The organism is Rhodococcus sp. WB9, assembly GCF_007558985.1.
GTDB classification, from domain to species: Bacteria; Actinomycetota; Actinomycetes; order Mycobacteriales; family Mycobacteriaceae; genus Rhodococcus_F; species Rhodococcus_F opacus.
The window spans coordinates 3,972,218-3,990,052 of the sequence record NZ_CP041769.1 but is presented as its reverse complement, the minus strand read 5'-3'; the positions used below and the strand labels follow the sequence as shown (position 1 = coordinate 3,990,052).

The window sequence follows — 17,835 nt, the reverse complement described above, 5'->3', positions numbered from 1 at the left end:
GTAGAATCAATTTATGGCTGGACTCGGCGAACTCGAACGCGCAGTGATGGATCACCTGTGGTCCACTTCGGAACCGCAGACGGTACGGCAGGTACACGAGGCACTGGCGGCACGCCGTGAACTCGCGTACACGACTGTCATGACAGTGCTCCAGCGACTGGCGAAGAAGCACCTCGTCATTCAGCAGCGCGACGACCGTGCCCACCGGTACCTGCCGGTGCACCAGCGCGAGGAGCTCGTCGCGAGCCTCATGGTGGATGCCCTGCAGCAGGCCGACAAGTCCGGAAGTCGCGCCGCCGCACTCGTCCACTTCGTGGGGCAGGTCGGCGCCGACGAGGCCGACGCGCTCCGCGAGGCCCTCGCCGCGCTCGAGGCCAAGGAGCGGTCCACCGGAGACAATCAGTCGGGAACCGTTCGCGCCGGCTGACGTTCGTCATGCATGATGAGTAGGACATGGACGCCACCACCGCGCTGGTATTCGGAGTACTCGCACTTCTTCTCGCAGGGCCTGTCCCTGCGCTGCTGAGTCGTGCCCGATGGCCGCATCGCGCCCCCCGAGCAGCCCTCGTGCTGTGGCAGGCAATCGCCCTCGCCGCAGTTCTGTCCGCGTTCAGTTCGGGTCTCGCGATCGCCAGCCAACTGCTGGTCCCCGGACCGGACGGGCGCCCCACCACGGCACCGGTCGCCGAGATCGACGCCCTGGGCCTGCCCCTGTGGCTGCTGTACGTGGTGGTCTTCGCGCTCACCCTCCTCGTCGGCGCCAAACTGATCTTCTCGATCGTGCAGGTCGGGGTTCGCACCCGGCGCAGACGCGCCCGGCACCGGATGCTCGTCGACCTCCTCGACCGCTGCGACTCGTCGTCGCCCCTCGCCCGCACCCCGGACCTGCGGGTCCTCGACGTCACCGAGCCCATCGCCTACTGCCTGCCCGGTCTGCGGCAGCGGGTCGTGCTGAGCCAGGGCACGTTCACCAACCTCGACGACGCCGAGATCACCGCGATCCTCACCCACGAGCGGTCCCATCTGCGGGCCCGGCACGACCTCGTCCTCGAGGCGTTCACCGCCGTCAACGCCGCCTTCCCCACCGTCGTGCGCAGCAAGTCCGCGCTGGGGTCGGTGCAGTTGCTGGTCGAAATGCTGGCCGACGACTCCGCCGTCCGCGCCACCGGGCCGACCGCACTGGCCCGCGCACTCGTCGCCTGCTCGGGGTCGATCGCCCCGAAGGGTGCCATGGCCGCGGGTGGTCCCAGCACCCTGCTGCGGGTGCAGCGCCTGTCCTCCTCGGAGGCGGGCACCCCGGTGGCACTCGCCGCCTACGCCGCGTCGGTGGCGATCCTCGTGGTGCCGACCATCGCCGTCGCCGTCCCCTGGCTCACCGAACTGAGCCGGTTGTTCAGAGCCGTATAGTCACCCAGCTCACAACCCGCCGCATTCGATAACCGAGTGCCCCGTCGCGTACACTGGTCGACGGTCGCCACTGCGGCCCATCAACACTGAAACGGCACACAGCCCAATTCCCCGCACTTCCGCGAATGGATTGACCAGGTGACATGTGCCCTGGCTCGTCCCTTTGTGCGTGCTGCATGACAGCCCCCGCTCCGCGACGCGCCCTATGCCCGGAGAGGTATTTGCGTGACCAACGCTGTCCAGACGACGTCTGCCCCACTAGAGCAGACCGAGACCGAAACCCCTGATGAGAACGCCACCGTGACGTTCGCCGAGATCGGCCTGCCCACCCCCCTGGTCCAGGCCCTCGCCCGCAACTCCATCACCGTCCCATCGCCGATCCAGGCGCTGGCCGTGCCCGATGCGCTGGCCGGCACCAACGTCCTCGGCCGCGCACAGACCGGATCAGGCAAGACCCTCGCATTCGGCCTGCCGATGCTCACCCGCCTGTCCCGCCACGAGGACCGGCCCGCACCCAAGCGTCCCCGCGCACTGGTGCTCGTGCCCACCCGGGAACTCGCATTCCAGGTGGTCGACTCCCTCAACTCGTACGCCGGGGCTATGGGCCTGACCGTCCGCCCCGCCGTCGGCGGCACCCCGTTCTCCAAGCAGGTCGACCAGCTGCGGCGCGGCGTCGACATCCTCGTCGCCACCCCCGGCCGGCTGAACGACCACCTGCGTCAGGGCACCTGCATCCTCGACTCAATCGAGATCACCGCGCTCGACGAGGCCGATCAGATGGCCGACATGGGCTTCCTGCCCGAGGTCCGGGCGATCCTCGGTGAGACCCGGGCCGACGGCCAGCGTCTCCTGTTCTCGGCCACCCTGGACCGTGAGGTGCAGTCGCTGGTCCGCCAGTTCCTGCCCGACCACGTGCAGCACTCCACCGAGGACGGTCGCGCCAGCGTCGACACGATGGAGCACTACGTGCTGCTCGTCGACCGCGGCCAGAAGGACAACGTCCTCGCGGAGATCGGTGCCCGCGACGGCCGCACGATCATGTTCGCCCGCACCAAGCTCGGCTGCGAGGGCATCACCGACCGCCTCCGCGCGGTGGGCATCGCCGCCGAGGCGCTGCACGGCGGCAAGGCGCAGAATCAGCGCACCCGTGTCCTCGAACGGTTCAAGAACGGCCGCACCCCGGTGCTCGTCGCGACGGACGTCGCCGCCCGCGGCATCCACGTCGACGGCATCGACCTGGTCGTGCACGTCGATCCGCCCGCCGATCACAAGGACTACCTGCACCGCGCAGGCCGGACCGCCCGTGCCGGCGAGAAGGGCACCGTCGTCGCGATCGTGCTCCCCAACCAGAAGCGCACGTTCCGCCGCCTGACCGGGATGGCCGGCGTCGACGCCACCGCCGTGCCCGTCACCCCCGGCTCGGAGAAGCTGGCCAGCATCACCGGCGCCAAGGCGCCCAGCGGAGAACCGGTGCGCGACACCTACTCCCGCGGCGAGCGTGGCGGCGACCGCAAGTTCGGCGACCGCGGACCCCGCCGTGAGGGCGGTTACGCCGGCCGCGACGGCGGCGGCTACCGCGGCAATCGCAGTGACCGCGGCGAGCGCAGCTTCGGCGACCGTCCCTCGGGTGGTCGCAGCTTCGAGGGTCGTGGCCCGCGCCGCGACCAAACAGACAACCGGTCCGGCGGCTACCGGGGCGACCGCCCGCAGCGTGACGGTGACAACCGTGGCGGCGGTTACCGCGGCGACCGGGACAACCGGACGTTCATCGATCGGGCCCCGCGCCGCGACTTCGGTGACAGTGCACCCCGCCGCGAGTACGGCGGCGGCAGCAGCGCCCCGCGCCGTGACTTCGGTGACCGCGGCGACAGCCACCGCGGTACCGGCGAGCGCAGCTTCGACCGCAGCGCCCCGCGCCGCGACTTCGGCGACAACCGCGGTGCGGCGGGCGGGTTCCGTCGCGACGACCGTCGGCCCGCGGCCGCGTCGGAGCGGCGCCCCGCGTCGACCGGTGGCGGGTTCCGCAGCCGCACGGATCGTCGCTCGTACGACGGCTTCGACGGCCCGCGGCGTGAGCGACGCAGCTGATCGATCCTGATCGGACAACCGAATAACGAAGTGTGAGTGAAGGCCGGCCGTCGCGTGTGCGACGGCCGGCCTTCGTATGTTTGGCTTAGGCGGTTGAGGTTTTCGTAGCCGCCGATTTCACTACCGCCGAGCGAGAGGGAATGCTGTATCCATGACTATCGACAACACTGAGGGTGCCCGCGCCCAGATCGGCGTCACGGGACTGGCCGTCATGGGCTCGAACATCGCCCGCAACTTCGCCCGGCACGGTCACACGGTCGCGCTGCACAACCGCAGCATCGCCAAGACCGACGCCCTCATCAAGGAGCACGGCAGCGAGGGCGACTTCGTCCGCACCGAGACGATCGAGGAGTTCGTGGGCGCGCTGCAGAAGCCGCGCCGCGTGCTGATCATGGTCAAGGCCGGCGACCCCACCGACGCCGTCATCGAGGAACTCGCCGCGGCGATGGAGCCCGGTGACATCATCATCGACGGCGGCAACGCCCTCTACACGGACACGATCCGCCGTGAGGCCTCCCTCCGGGAGCGTGGCCTGCACTTCGTCGGCGCCGGCATCTCCGGCGGCGAGGAGGGCGCGCTCAACGGCCCGTCGATCATGCCGGGCGGACCGAAGGAGTCCTACGCGGCCCTCGGCCCGCTGCTCGAGTCGATCGCCGCGCAGGTCGACGGCACCCCCTGCTGCACGCACATCGGCCCCGACGGGTCCGGTCACTTCGTGAAGATGGTGCACAACGGCATCGAGTACGCCGACATGCAACTCATCGGCGAGGCGTACAACCTGCTCGGGTCCGCCCTCGGCTACGACGCCGGGAAGATCGCCGACGTGTTCACCGAATGGAACGGCGGCGACCTCGAAAGCTACCTCGTCGAGATCACCGCGGAGGTGCTGCGGCAGAAGGACGCCAAGACCGGCAAGCCGCTCGTCGACGTCATCGTCGACGCCGCCGAGCAGAAGGGCACCGGCCGCTGGACCGTCAAGTCCGCGCTCGACCTCGGTGTCCCCGTCACCGGGATCGCCGAGGCCGTGTTCGCCCGCGCCCTGTCCGGGTCCCGCGAGCAGCGCAAGGCCGCGGTCGGGCTGGCGTCCGGCGTGCTCGCCGACAAGCCCACCGATGCCGCCCAGTTCACCGAGGACATCCGGCAGGCCCTGTACGCGTCGAAGGTCGTGGCCTACGCGCAGGGATTCGACCAGATCGCGGCCGGTAGTGCCGAATACGACTGGGACCTGCACCCCGCCGACCTCGCGACCATCTGGCGTGGCGGCTGCATCATCCGCGCCCGGTTCCTCAACCGCATCAAGGACGCGTACGACGAGAACCCGACGCTGCCGAGCCTCATCCTGGCCCCGTACTTCCGGGACGCCATCGAGACGGCCATCGACAGCTGGCGCCGGGTGGTCTCCACCGCCACGCTGCTCGGGATCCCGGTGCCGGCGTTCGCGTCGTCGCTGTCCTACTACGACGCCCTGCGCGCGGAGCGGCTGCCCGCAGCCCTGACGCAGGGGCAGCGCGACTTCTTCGGCGCCCACACCTACGAGCGGGTCGACGCGGAGGGCAAGTTCCACACCCTGTGGAGCGGTGACCGCAGCGAAGTGCAGGTCTGAGCCTCGCCGACTGCCCGTCCCCGGCCGTGACGTACCGCGTGTACGTCACGGCCGAGGCGTCGGAGGCCCCTGCTCGGAGGCGGTAGCCTTCTCGATATGCCCGACGACGAGTTCTCCTCCCCCGCACCGGTGGGTGAGACGTTCCTCGCGCTCGGTCTCCCCGCGGTGATGACCCATGCCCTCGCCCGTGGTGGCATCGGGGCGCCGTTCCCGATCCAGGCGGCCACCATTCCCGACGTCCTTGCCGGCCGTGACGTTCTGGGCCGCGCCCCGACCGGCTCCGGGAAGACCCTCGCGTTCGGACTGCCGATGCTCGTGCGGCTCAAGGGCGCCGCCAGCAGGCGGGGCTTCCCGCGCGGCATCGTCCTGGTGCCCACCCGTGAACTGGCGTTGCAGATCGAGCGCGCGCTGGACGAGCCGGCGCTGTCCGTGGGGTTGCGGGTGGCGAACGTCGTCGGCGGGATTCCCATCAAACGTCAAGTCGAGGTCCTGTCGCGGGGTGTCGACCTGCTGATCGCGACGCCGGGACGCCTCGCCGACCACGTGGCGCAGGGGTCGGTGTCGCTCGACGACGTGACGGTGCTGACCCTCGACGAGGCCGACCACATGGCCGACCTGGGGTTCATGCCGCAGGTCACGACGATCCTCGACAAGACCCCGGCGGGCGGTCAGCGGCTGCTGTTCTCGGCCACCCTCGACGGGGAGGTCGACACACTCGTCCGCCGGTACCTGCGAGACCCGGTCACCCACTCGACGGCGCCGGTCACCGCGTCGGTGGGCACCATGCGCCACCACCTGCTGTTCGTCGACCGGGTCGACAAGAAATCCGTTGTGGCACATATTGGTTCACGTGCGGGACGCACCCTCATGTTCGTGCGCACCAAGTACGGGGTGGACCGGCTCGCGCAGCAACTCCACGAAGTCGGCATCTCCGCGGGCGCCCTGCACGGCGGCAAGGCGCAGAACAACCGCACCCGCACCCTCGAATCGTTCGCCGACGGCACCACCCCCGTCCTGGTCGCCACCGACGTGGCGGCGCGAGGCATCCACGTCGACGACATCTCACTCGTCGTCCACGTCGACCCCCCGGCCGACCCCAAGGATTACCTGCACCGCGCGGGCCGCACCGCCCGCGCCGGCGAGTCCGGTGTAGTGGTCACCCTCGTCACCGAGGACGAACGCGCCGAGGTGGAGAAGCTGACCCGCAAGGCCGGGATCGAGGTGGACGGCGTGTGGGTGCGGCCCGGCGACACGGTGCTGGCCGAGCTCACCGGCGCCCGCCGCCCGACCGGGAAGGCGGTCCGCGCACCCGACACCCGGGCACCGGCCCAGGACACCCCGAAGAAGGGCAGGCAGGCGCACGACACCGGCGGGCGCCCGGCCCGCCGCGGCCGGCCCGGGGACGGCGGAGCACCGCGGGCGGGTGCCCGACGCGGCCGGAAACCCGGACCTGCGTCAACTCCGCACGGACACCGCAACCGCGGGGCACACTGAGAGGCATGTCCCTGCCGTTCGCGTCGATCGTGTGCGCGCTGATCGCGGCGTTGCTGTTCGCGTGCGCGTCGGTCGCCCAGCAGAGTGCGGCGTCCGCGGTCCCCGAGGACGCCGCGTTGATGACCACCCTGCTGCGCAGTCCCCGCTGGTGGGCCGGCTTCGTCGGCGACGGCGGCGGGTACGCGATGCAGGCGGTGGCGTTGGCGCTCGGGTCGGTGCTCGTGGTGCAGCCGCTGCTGGTGACGGCGCTGCTGTTCGCGTTACCGTTGTCGGCGAAGTTCTCCGGGTACCGGCTCAGCCGCACCACCTGGGCCCTCGCCGTCGCACTGGCTGTCGCGCTCGCCGTCTTCCTGGTGATCGGCGACCCCACCGAGGGCAACATCGACGCCCCGTTCCGCGAATGGGTGGTGCCGCTCGGCATCCTCCTCGCCGTGGTGGCGGTCGCGGCCGCCGCGGGGATGTCGAAGATCGACCCCGGATGGCGGGCGCTGCTGCTCGGTGGGGCGGGCGGCATCCTGTACGGGGTGGCGGTCGCGTTCACCAAGTACGTCGTCGAACTGGTGCCCCGCGGGCTGTGGGCGGTGCTGAGCAGCTGGCAGGCGTGGGCGCTCGTCGCCGCCGGCCTGGTCGGGGTATATCTGCAGCAGCGCGGGTTCCAGGTGGGTCCGCTGTCCGCGTCGCTGCCCGCACTGACCATCGCCGAACCACTCGCCGCCGTTTTCCTCGGCATGACCGTCCTCGACGAGAGGCTGCGGGTGTCGGGCCCCGGACTCGTGGTGGTCGGCTGCGCGGTCGCGGTGATGCTGGTGGCCACGGTCGGCCTGTCCAGGTCGCAGGCCCAGCGGACATCCGACACCACCGCAACTTCCCCGGTATCGTCCTGACATGTGCAGTTCCTCGACGGGCATCGCCCTCCCTATGACCTGACGTACGACGACGTGTTCCTGGTGCCGAACCGCACCGAGGTCACCTCGCGATTCGACGTCGACCTGGCCACCTCGGACGGGTCGGGCACCACCATCCCGATCGTCGTCGCCAACATGACGGCGGTCTCGGGACGCCGCATGGCGGAAACGGTCGCCCGCCGCGGCGGTCTGGTGGTTCTCCCCCAGGACCTTCCGGCGCCTGCCGTCGCGGAGACCGTGTCGTTCGTCAAGAGCAGGCATCTGGTCGCCGACACCCCGGTCACGCTCGGCCCCGACGCCGCCGTGTCCGACGCCCTGGCGCTGCTGCCGAAGCGGGCGCACGGCGCCGTGGTCGTCGTCGAGAACGACCGCCCCGTCGGTGTCGTCACCGAGGCCTCCTGCACGGACGTCGACCGGTTCGCGCGACTGCGCTCGGTGGCGCTCACCGACTTCGTCACCGCCCCCGACTCCGCGTCACCGCGGGAGGTGTTCGAACTCCTCGAGGGCAAACACGACTCCCTCGCCGTGATCGTCCACCCCGACGGCACCCTCGCCGGGGTCCTCACCCGCACCGGCGCCATCCGGGACGGCATCTACCAGCCCGCCGTCGACGGCAACGGGAAGCTGCGGATCGCCGCGGCCGTCGGCGTCAACGGCGACGTCGCCGCGAAGGCCCGCGCCCTGGTGGACGCGGGGGCCGACCTGCTGGTCGTCGACACCGCGCACGGCCACCAGCAGAAGATGATCGACGTGCTCGGTGCATTGAAGAAGGCCGACCTCGGTGTCCCGCTCGTCGCCGGCAACGTCGTGTCCGCCGCCGGCACCCGGGACCTGATCGACGCGGGCGCCGACATCGTGAAGGTCGGTGTCGGACCGGGCGCGATGTGCACCACCCGGATGATGACCGGGGTGGGCAGGCCGCAGTTCTCCGCCGTCGAGGAATGCGCCACCCAGGCCCGCGCGATGGGTGCGCACGTGTGGGCCGACGGAGGTGTCCGTCACCCCCGCGACGTCGCTCTCGCCCTCGCCGCGGGCGCGTCGAACGTGATGATCGGGTCGTGGTTCGCGGGCACCTACGAATCACCCGGCGACCTGCGGGTGGACCAGTCCGGCAACGCGTACAAGGAAAGCTTCGGCATGGCCTCCAAGCGTGCGGTCGCGGCGCGCACCGCCACGGACACCGCGTTCGACCGGGCCAGGAAAGGCCTGTTCGAGGAGGGTATTTCGAGTTCCCGGATGCGGCTGGACCCGGAACGTCCCGGCGTCGAGGACCTGATCGACCACATCTGCTCGGGTGTGCGCAGCACCTGCACGTACGCGGGCGCGCGGACGCTGGCGGAACTGCACGAGCGGGCCGTTCTCGGGGTGCAGTCCGCCGCCGGGTTCGCCGAGGGCCGCCCACTGCCGGCCGGCTGGTGACGACCGCATCCTGATGTGCCGGTGGGTGTCCTGTTCCACGGAACCGGACACCCACCGGTATCATGGGTCGCTCAACCACACCAGTTCTCGGCGCCGGACCCGTCCGGGCCGTCGAGGCCGAACGAGAGGACTCCGGTGCCCGCGGCACCCACACACGAAGCAAGCGCCCCACCCGCCGTCTCCGGGAGTGCCGTCGCCTCCTGCGCCGTGGAATCGGATTCCGATTCCGCCGGTTCGGAGGGCTCCTCTAGCGAGCCGGGTGACAAACCCGGCGACCCCCGTTCCTCAGCTCGGCGGCGATGACACATGGACATCGCGCTCAGCATTCTCGCTCTGCTCGGCTTTCTCGCCCTGACCGCGGGCACCGCGTTGTTCGTGGCGGCCGAGTTCTCCCTCACCGCCCTCGAACGCAGCACCGTCGACTCGCACGCCCGCGACGGTGACCGCCGGGCCCGGCAGGTGCAGCACGCCCACCGCACCCTGTCCTTCCAGTTGTCCGGGGCGCAGCTCGGCATCACCATCACCACGCTGATCACCGGTTACCTGTCCGAACCGGTCCTCGCCCGGTTCATCACCCCGGCGCTGTCCGCGATCGGGTTCAGCGAATCCGCCGCCGCGGCAACGTCGTTGGTGATCGCTCTCGTCCTCGCCACCTCGTTCTCGATGGTGTTCGGCGAACTCGTACCGAAGAACCTCGCCATCGCCCACCCGCTACCCACGGCACGTGCGACGGCCGGCATGCAGGCCGCGTTCTCGCTCATCTTCAAGTGGGCCATCAACGGGCTCAACGGATCCGCGAACTGGCTGGTGCGCCGCCTCGGCATCGAACCGGCCGAGGAACTGCGGTCGGCGCGGTCCCCGCAGGAGCTCGGGTCGCTCGTGCGGACGTCCGCGCAGCGCGGCGCCATCGACAAGGGCACGGCGCTGCTGGTGAACCGCTCGTTGCGGTTCGGGGAACGCACCGCGGAGGAACTGATGACCCCGCGCGTGAAGATCGAGACCCTGTCCACCACGGACACGGTCGCCGACCTGATCGACGCCGCCTCCCGCACCGGGTTCTCCCGCTTCCCCGTCGTCGACGGCGACCTGGACGACGCCGTCGGCGTCGTCCACATCAAGCACGCGTTCGCGGTGCCCGCCCATCGCCGCCGCACCGCCCGCCTCAACTCGCTCGCCCAGAAGGTCCCGGTGGTGCCCTCCAGCCTGGACGGTGACGCCCTGATGGAGCGGATCCGGTCCGACGGCATGCAGGTCGCGTTCGTCGTCGACGAATACGGCGGCACCGCCGGGATGGTCACGATGGAGGATCTGATCGAGGAGATCGTCGGCGACGTCCGCGACGAGCACGACGAATCCGAGATCGACGTCCAGCGGGTCGGTGACGGCTGGTCCTGCTCCGGGCTGCTCCGCGTCGACGAGGTCTCCGACACCACCGGCTACACCGCACCCGACGGTGAGTACGAAACCCTCGGCGGACTCGTCCTCACCGAACTCGGGCGGATTCCCGACGAGGGCGACGAGGTCGAACTCCCACTGCCCGAGGGCGCGCACGATCCCGGTGGCCGGTGGGTCGCCACCGTGACCCACATGGACGGCCGGCGCATCGACCGGGTGCTGCTCACCCCGAAGCCCGACGAGACCGCCCACACCGACAGCGAGGAGGACGACGATGAGTGACCTCTTCGGTGTGCTGCTCACCTTCGTGCTGCTCGGGGGCAACGCGTTCTTCGTCGGCGCCGAGTTCGCGCTGATCTCGGCCCGCCGCGACCGGCTCGAGGCCCTGGAGTCGCAGGGCAAGAAACGTGCCCGCACCGTGATCACGGCGGGCGAGAACCTGTCGCTGATGCTGGCGGCCGCGCAACTCGGCATCACCATCTGCTCGATCCTGCTCGGCAAGGTCGCCGAACCGGCGATCGCGCATCTCCTCGAGGTCCCGCTCCACGCGGTCGGCCTACCCGCCGGGCTGTTGCACCCGGTGGCGTTCACGATCTCGCTGGCGCTGGTCGTGGTGCTGCACATCCTGCTGGGTGAAATGGTGCCGAAGAACATCGCACTCGCGGGCCCGGAGCGGACGGCGATGCTGCTGGTCCCGGTGCACCTGCTGTTCATCAAGCTGGCCCGCCCGCTGATCTCCTTCTACAACCTGTGCGCCAACCTGACGCTGCGGTTGCTGCGGGTGGAGCCGAAGGACGAACTCGACGTCACCGTGTCGGCGGTGGAACTGTCCGAGATGATCGGCGAATCCCGTTCCGAGGGACTGATCGACGCGGAAGAACACCGTCGGCTCACCCAGGCGCTGGAGACCACCGACCGCACGGTCAGCGAGGTGATGATTCCGCTCGACAAGGCCCGGACCATCCCCCTCTCGGAGGGCGGAACCCGGCTCGGCGCCATCGAGCAGGCCGTCGTCGAGACCGGGTACTCCCGGTACCCGGTACGCGCCGACGACGGCTCACTCGTCGGGTACCTGCACCTCAAGGACGTGCTCGACGACATCCTCGACGAGGAGGCCGGACCCGACACCGTGATCCCGCGGTCGGACATCCGTCCGCTGCCGTGCATGTCGACCACCACCCCGCTCGCGGAGGCCCTGGCGAGTCTGCGCCGCGCCAGCTCCCATCTGGGGGCGGCGGCGGACCCGTCCGGGCAGATCGTCGGCATCGTCGCCCTCGAGGATCTCGTCGAGGAATACGTGGGCACCGTCCGCGACGGCACCCACCGCGTCAACGGCGTCAACGGCGTCAATCCGGGACAGCGAACGAGCTGATCGGATGGACATTCTGGATGCGTCGGAGTGGATCCCTCGCCGCGACCGGCACCGGGCGAGGGTGTCCGCGCTGATCAAACCGCACCTGGAGCGCCGGGAACGCGGCGAGACCCACCCGGTGATCGACTTCCTCTTCACCTATTACAGCTACCGGCCGAATCAGCTGCTGCGCTGGAATCCCGGGTGGGGAACGGTCCTCGCCGGCGGGGACGAGTACGCCGAACTCCGCGGGTATCACCGCACCGACGCCGGGGTCACCGTCGACCCGGAGTTCCTGAAGCGCCGCTCGGACACGGTCGCCTTCACCAGACGACTGATGGAGGCGACCGCCGGGCGTCCCGCCCACCTGTCCTGCTTCGGCCTGCACGAGTGGGCGATGGTCTACCGATCGGACGAGGTTCGGCACGACAGCATCCCGCTGCGGCTCGGGCCGGGCGGCACCGACTCCGTCGTGGAGTCGCTGCACCTGCGCTGCACCCACTACGACGCGTTTCGGTTCTTCACCCCCGCCGCCGAACCGCGGAACAGTGAGCCGTTGACCCGCGAAGACCAGCTCGGGCGGGAACAGCCCGGGTGCCTGCACGCGTCCATGGATTTGTACAAGTACTGCTACAAGCTGGCGCCGATGATCGACTCGGACCTGACCGTCGACTGCTTCGAGCTGGCGCTCGCCGCACGGGAACTCGACATGCGGGCCAGCCCGTACGACCTGACCGCCTACGGGTACACCCCGATCCCGATCGAGACCCCGCACGGCCGCGCCGAGTACGTCCGGGAGCAGTCGGCGCTGGCCGCCCGTGCCGCACCGCTTCGTGCCGCACTGCGTGACCGGTGCCGCCGGTTGCTCGCTACCGTGAGCCCATGACTCTCCCGGGCTACGACCGCTACTGTGCCGAGATCGTCACGCAGACCGAACTGTTGGCCACCACCATCGAGGGCGCCGACATGACGGTGCCGGTGCCCTCGTGCCCCGGCTGGAACGTCGGGCAGCTGGTGCGGCACCTCGGCGGCGGTCAGCGCTGGGCGGAGGAGACCGTCCGCACACGGGCGGCGGAGCCGGTGCCCGACAGGCACTTCCGCGACCTCTCCCCCTACGCGAACGAGGACCCGGCCGTCCTCGTCCCCTGGCTCGTCGACGGCGCCGCGCGCCTCGCGGACACCCTGCGGGACGCCGGACCCGACGCCGCGGTGCGCACCGAACCGGTGCCCGACGGCACGGCGGCGTTCTACGCGCGCCGGTTCACGCACGAGACACTCGTCCACCGGTCCGATGCCACCCTGGCCCTCGGGGCGGAGTTCATTGTCGACGAGGACATGGCGGTCGACGCCGTCGACGAGTGGATGTGGCTCGGTTCGCTGCCGATGCATTTCGACTTCCACCCGTGTATGCGGGAGCTGCTCGGGCCCGGCCGCACCCTCCACTTCCACGCCACCGACACGGCACCGGATGCGGCGGCGGAATGGGTCGTCGACCTCACCGGCGACGCCCTCGACTGGCGCCGGGCGCACGAGAAGTCCGCGGTCGCCGTCCGCGGTCCCCTCACCGACCTCCTGCTGGTGATCTACAAGCGGCGCGACCCCCGCAGCGCCGGCATCGAGATCCTCGGCGACGCGGCATTGCTCGACTTCTGGCTGGACCGGGTCGATTTCGGATGATCCCCACCCGCATCGACTACGGCGACCCCGGCGACTACCTGGCGGCCCGCCTCCCCGTCCTCGCGTTGGCGGCCGGTTCGGTGGCCGCGCTCACCGGTGCCGTCGACCGGTTCGACAGCGCGGTGGGCCGCGCTCCCCGGCCGTGGCGGCTCGATCCCGAGCGGATCGCCGCCTCGTTCGCGAGCGACCGGCTGCTGCGGGTGTCGGGCGCCCCGGTGTCCGGTTTCGCGGAGCTGTCGGGGTTCTTCGCGGCCGCGGACGGCTGGGTGCGGACCCACGCCAACTACCCGCATCACCGCGCGAGACTGCTGGCGGCACTCGACCTCCCCGAGGACGCCGGCCGCGACACGGTGGCCGCCCGGGTCGGGAACCTGACCGCCGCCGACGTCGAGGACCGTGCCGCCGCGGCGCAGGCCATCGCCGTGCGCGTGCGGACCGCGGCGGAGTGGGCGGCGAGCCCGCAGGGTGCGGCCGCGGCGTCCGGCGACCTCGTGTCCACCGTCGTGCACGCCGCGAGCTCCCGTCCCGGGACACGGCAACGCTCCCGCCGGGAATCCGGCAGGTGGCCGTTGGCGGGGGTGAAGGTGCTCGACCTGACCCGGGTGATCGCCGGTCCCGTCGCCACCCGCACGCTGGCGCTGCTCGGCGCCGACGTGCTGCGGATCGATCCGCCGGCGATCCCCGAGATCGTCGTGCAGCACCTCGACACCGGGCAGGGCAAGCGGAGCGCGCTGCTCGATCTGCGGTCCGCCGACGGCCGACTGGTGTGGGACAGCCTGCTCGCCGAGGCGGACGTCGTCGTCACCGGGTACCGGCCGGGCACGCTGGACGGTCAACTCGACGATGCCCCCGACCATCTGGTGCGGGGACGGGTGTGCGCGTGGGGCGGCTCCGGCCCCTGGGCGCACCGCCGCGGCTTCGACAGCATTGTCCAGGCGGCGTCGGGGATCGCGACGATCGAGGGCGACGACACCCCTGGCGCGCTGCCCGCACAGGCACTCGACCACGCGACCGGCTATCTGCTCGCCGCCGGCATCGTCGACGCCCTCGCCGCGGGGCACGTCGACGGGTGCGGCCGCTCCGTCGACGTGTCACTCGCCCGCACCGGCGCGTGGCTGCTGGCCGCGGACGGCCGATCCGAGGATCCGCCGCCGGCCGCGGTGCCCGGGCCCCGGTGCCTCACCGCGCACGGCGACTTGGTGACCGCCCGTCCCGCCCTGGCCGAATTCGACGACTACCCGTTCCCGGCCCGGCCCTGGGGTGGCGACACCCCCGGCTGGTCCGGTGTCACACCGTCGCCGTGAACCGCGGGCTCGGTTCCCCGGTCAGATGTCCCGGCGGCAACCGGCGTCCGCACAGCACGAGGAGCAGGTCCTGGGCGGAACCGCGCAGCGGCGCGCCCGCACCGTAGGTCCAGGCGCGGTCGTCCGCCGTCAGCTGCACGCCCACCAGGTCGGTGCCGAAGTACTTGACGTGCTTCGGGCCGACGCCGCCGAGGACCCGGTCGAGGCGGTCGTCCGGGACCCGCCTGCCCAGGCCGAGCGCCACCGACACGTCGAGACCGTGGATCACGTCGTGGGACAGTGCCCCCTCGAAGCCGCCGCCCGGCGGCTTCCACGGGTGCGCGACGTTCTCCTCCAGGGTGTGCAGCAGCGCGTCGGCGGTCAGGGTCCGTGCGTCCTCGCGGGCCTGCGCGTCCGACATCCGGTTGAAGTTGCCGCGCGCCTTCACCATCTTCAGCAGGATCCGCGGCGTCGACAGGCGGTACGGCATGGTGATGTGCGCGATCACCTCCCGGCTGCGCCACCCCGCGCACAGCGACGGCGCGTCCCATTGCTCCGGCGTCAGTCGCGCCAGCATCGACGCCAGGTCGCGCCGCTCCCCTGCGACCCAGTCCGGTGCCGTGTCCCGTGCCATGTCCGTCTCCTCCGGTCGCCGTGTCGTGCTCTACGTAGGCAGACCGTGCCCGCCGGCGAAACTCATCGCGCAGCCGTGAAGAATGGTCGGGTGAGCACACACGACTACACGCTGACGGTCACCTGGACCGGCAACCGCGGCGCGGGAACGTCGGGCCCGGACGCCTACGACCGCGACCACGTGATCGCGGCGGCCGGGAAACCCGATCTGCCGGGCAGCGCGGACCCGTCGTTCCGCGGCGACGCCACCCGCTGGAATCCGGAGGAACTGCTCATCGCGTCGCTGTCGCAGTGCCACATGCTCTGGTATCTGGGCCTGGCCGCGGCGGCCGGTGTGGTCGTCGTCGACTACCGGGACGACCCGACGGGCACGATGGTCGAACACCCGGACGGGTCGGGCGAGTTCACCGAGGTCGTGCTGCATCCCACGGTGACCGTCGCGGATACGGCGATGGCCGCGCGCGCCGAGTCGCTGCACGCCCGGGCGCGCGCGAGGTGCTTCATCGCCCGGTCGGTCGCGTTCCCCGTGCACCACCGGCCGACGGTGGTGACGGCGTGAGCAGGCAGCGGCTGATCGTGGACGTCGACACCGGCATCGACGACTCCCTCGCGCTGCTGTACCTGCTGGCCAGTCCCGAGGCGGAGATCGCCGGCATCGCCAGCACCGCGGGGAACGTGCCCGTCGAGCAGGTCGCGGCGAACAACCTGAACTGGCTCGCCCTGTGCGGCGCACCCGACATCGAGGTGGCGCTCGGCGCCCGGGTGCCGCTGGACTGCCCGCTGCGCACCACCGAGGACACGCACGGACCCCAGGGCATCGGGTACGCCGTCCTCCCCCCGTCCGGGCGGTCGCTGTCGGAGCGGGACGCCACCACCCTGTGGGTCGACCTGGTCCGCACCCACCCCGGCGAGCTGACCGGGTTGGTGACCGGGCCGCTGACGAACCTGGCCCTCGCGATCCGCGAGGAACCCGCACTGCCCCGGTTGCTGCGGCGACTGGTCGTGATGGGTGGGGCGTTCAACCACCCCGGCAACACCACCCCCACCGGTGAATGGAACGTGTCGGTAGATCCGGAGGCGGCCAAGGAGGTGTTCGACGCGTTCTCCGGGCTGCCGGAGGGCGGGCGTCCGATCCTGTGCGGACTGGACGTCACCGAGACGATCGAGATGACACCGGACCACGTCCGGCGGCTGGCGGAGGCGGCGGGAAGCGCACCCGCCGAGATCATCTCCCCCGACGACGGACCGCAGGTGCGCTCGACCGCCTCCAACCCGGTGATCCGGCACCTGTCCGACGCCATCCGGTTCTACATGGACTTTCACCGCACCCACGACCAGGGTTTCCTGGCGCACATGCACGACCCGTTCGCGGCGGCGGTGGCGTTGAACCCGGCGATCGCCCGCACCCGACCCGCTACGGTCGACGTCGAACTGCACGGCCGGCTGACCCGGGGCGCCACGGTCGCCGACTGGGTGGGTCACTGGAACCGGGAACCCAACGTCGACATCGCGGTGAGCACCGACCCGGCCGCGTTCTTCGACGATCTCGTCGACCGGGTCGGGCGCTTCGCGAAATCAGTCGGCTGACGCGTCCGGGCCGTCGAACGCGTCGAGGATCTCGGCGGCGGCCAGGGCCGCCGTCAGGGAACCGTCCCGCACCCGCTGTTCGATCTCGCCGCGGATCGCCTTGACCCGGTTGTTGGACGCGAGCCGGCGCAGCAGCTGGTCGTTGACCATCGTCCACGTCCAGTCCACTTGCTGGCGGCGCCGATTCTCCTCGAACTGCCCGGCCGCGGTCAGCACCTCACGGTGCCGGCAGACGGTGTTCCAGAAGTCCTCGAGACCGACACCCTCGAGACCGCTCATCGTGATCACCGGCGGCGTCCAGACGGCGTCGTGCGGGTAGATCAGCCGCAGCGCACCCGCGAGTTCCCGGGCGGCGCCCTTCGCTTCCCGCTCGTGTTTGCCGTCCGCCTTGTTCACGGCGACGAGGTCGGCGAGTTCGAGGACACCCTTCTTGATGCCCTGCAACTGGTCGCCGGTGCGGGCCAGGGTGAGGAAGCAGAAGCAGTCCACCATGTTCGCGACCGTCACCTCGGACTGTCCGACACCCACCGTCTCGACGAGGATCACGTCGAATCCGGCGGCCTCGAGCAGCACGATCGTCTCGCGGGTCGCCTTCGCGACACCGCCGAGGGTGCCCGACGTCGGTGACGGCCGGATGTAGGCGTCCTTCTCTACGGTCAGACGCGCCATCCGCGTCTTGTCGCCGAGGATCGACCCGCCCGTGCGCGTCGACGACGGGTCGACGGCCAGGACCGCCACCCGGTGCCCCTGCCCGATCAGGTGCATCCCGAGCGCGTCGATGAACGTGGACTTCCCGACGCCGGGCACACCGGTGATCCCGACCCGGTGTGCCTTCCCCGACTCCGGCAGCAGCTCGAGCAGCAGCCGCTGCGCCGCCTCCCGGTGGTCGGTGCGGGTGGACTCGACCAGGGTGATGGCCTTCGCCAGGCCGGCGCGCTGATTGGCGCGCACGGCCTGGGCGAGGGCATCGATGTCGACTGGAGGCCGTCCCAT

The 17,835-nt window shown here is 70.9% G+C and carries 16 protein-coding genes; 14 read left to right on the top strand and 2 right to left on the bottom strand.

Annotation, left to right across the window (positions count from 1 at the left end):
• Window positions 1–13 precede the first annotated feature (13 nt).
• From FND50_RS18440 to FND50_RS18380, 12 genes are all read left to right on the top strand, one after another.
• The gene (locus FND50_RS18440) at window positions 14–427 is read left to right on the top strand and encodes a BlaI/MecI/CopY family transcriptional regulator (protein WP_005246077.1); all 414 of its coding nucleotides are present in this window, start codon (window positions 14–16) and stop codon (window positions 425–427) included.
• Between the two features lie 26 nt (window positions 428–453).
• Window positions 454–1,407: a M56 family metallopeptidase gene (locus FND50_RS18435; RefSeq protein ID WP_005255089.1), complete on the top strand. Its 954-nt coding sequence runs from the start codon at window positions 454–456 to the stop codon at window positions 1,405–1,407.
• Between the two features lie 225 nt (window positions 1,408–1,632).
• The gene (locus tag FND50_RS18430) at window positions 1,633–3,495 is read left to right on the top strand and encodes a DEAD/DEAH box helicase (RefSeq protein ID WP_144286622.1); all 1,863 of its coding nucleotides are present in this window, start codon (window positions 1,633–1,635) and stop codon (window positions 3,493–3,495) included.
• A gap of 151 nt (window positions 3,496–3,646) precedes the next feature.
• Window positions 3,647–5,098, top strand: coding sequence for an NADP-dependent phosphogluconate dehydrogenase (gene gndA / locus FND50_RS18425; protein WP_005255084.1), 1,452 nt, complete (start codon window positions 3,647–3,649; stop codon window positions 5,096–5,098).
• A gap of 96 nt (window positions 5,099–5,194) precedes the next feature.
• Window positions 5,195–6,592 (top strand): DEAD/DEAH box helicase, encoded by a 1,398-nt coding sequence (locus tag FND50_RS18420; protein WP_144286621.1) that lies wholly within the window; start codon window positions 5,195–5,197, stop codon window positions 6,590–6,592.
• Between the two features lie 5 nt (window positions 6,593–6,597).
• The gene (locus FND50_RS18415) at window positions 6,598–7,476 is read left to right on the top strand and encodes a DMT family transporter (protein ID WP_144286620.1); all 879 of its coding nucleotides are present in this window, start codon (window positions 6,598–6,600) and stop codon (window positions 7,474–7,476) included.
• A gap of 3 nt (window positions 7,477–7,479) precedes the next feature.
• On the top strand, window positions 7,480–8,916 hold the full coding sequence (locus FND50_RS18410) for a GuaB1 family IMP dehydrogenase-related protein (RefSeq protein ID WP_065491028.1): 1,437 nt from the start codon (window positions 7,480–7,482) through the stop codon (window positions 8,914–8,916).
• A 306-nt stretch (window positions 8,917–9,222) separates the two neighbouring features.
• Window positions 9,223–10,593, top strand: coding sequence for a hemolysin family protein (locus FND50_RS18400; RefSeq protein ID WP_144286618.1), 1,371 nt, complete (start codon window positions 9,223–9,225; stop codon window positions 10,591–10,593).
• Window positions 10,586–11,683 (top strand): hemolysin family protein, encoded by a 1,098-nt coding sequence (locus FND50_RS18395; protein WP_144286617.1) that lies wholly within the window; start codon window positions 10,586–10,588, stop codon window positions 11,681–11,683. The genes FND50_RS18400 and FND50_RS18395 overlap by 8 nt, the downstream gene beginning before the upstream one ends.
• A 4-nt stretch (window positions 11,684–11,687) precedes the next feature.
• Entirely contained in the window at window positions 11,688–12,548 is an 861-nt protein-coding gene (locus FND50_RS18390; RefSeq protein WP_144286616.1) for a 3-methyladenine DNA glycosylase, read from the top strand.
• On the top strand, window positions 12,545–13,339 hold the full coding sequence (locus tag FND50_RS18385) for a maleylpyruvate isomerase family mycothiol-dependent enzyme (RefSeq protein ID WP_144286615.1): 795 nt from the start codon (window positions 12,545–12,547) through the stop codon (window positions 13,337–13,339). The genes FND50_RS18390 and FND50_RS18385 overlap by 4 nt, the downstream gene beginning before the upstream one ends.
• Complete coding sequence (locus tag FND50_RS18380; RefSeq protein ID WP_144286614.1) at window positions 13,336–14,643, top strand: CoA transferase; 1,308 nt, start codon at window positions 13,336–13,338, stop codon at window positions 14,641–14,643. The genes FND50_RS18385 and FND50_RS18380 overlap by 4 nt, the downstream gene beginning before the upstream one ends.
• Here the strand turns inward: FND50_RS18380 and FND50_RS18375 are convergent.
• On the bottom strand, window positions 14,627–15,256 hold the full coding sequence (locus tag FND50_RS18375; RefSeq protein ID WP_144286613.1) for a maleylpyruvate isomerase family mycothiol-dependent enzyme: 630 nt from the start codon (window positions 15,254–15,256) through the stop codon (window positions 14,627–14,629). The genes FND50_RS18380 and FND50_RS18375 overlap by 17 nt on opposite strands.
• Window positions 15,257–15,346: 90 nt before the next feature.
• On the opposite strand from FND50_RS18375, the gene FND50_RS18370 reads away from it, so the two are divergent.
• Together FND50_RS18370 and FND50_RS18365 are read left to right on the top strand one after the other, a co-directional pair.
• The gene (locus FND50_RS18370) at window positions 15,347–15,814 is read left to right on the top strand and encodes an OsmC family protein (protein ID WP_144286612.1); all 468 of its coding nucleotides are present in this window, start codon (window positions 15,347–15,349) and stop codon (window positions 15,812–15,814) included.
• Window positions 15,811–16,842 (top strand): nucleoside hydrolase, encoded by a 1,032-nt coding sequence (locus tag FND50_RS18365; protein WP_144286611.1) that lies wholly within the window; start codon window positions 15,811–15,813, stop codon window positions 16,840–16,842. Before FND50_RS18370 ends, FND50_RS18365 begins: the two co-directional genes overlap by 4 nt.
• Here FND50_RS18365 and meaB read toward each other — a convergent pair.
• Entirely contained in the window at window positions 16,831–17,835 is a 1,005-nt protein-coding gene (gene meaB / locus FND50_RS18360) for a methylmalonyl Co-A mutase-associated GTPase MeaB (RefSeq protein WP_144286610.1), read from the bottom strand. The genes FND50_RS18365 and meaB overlap by 12 nt on opposite strands.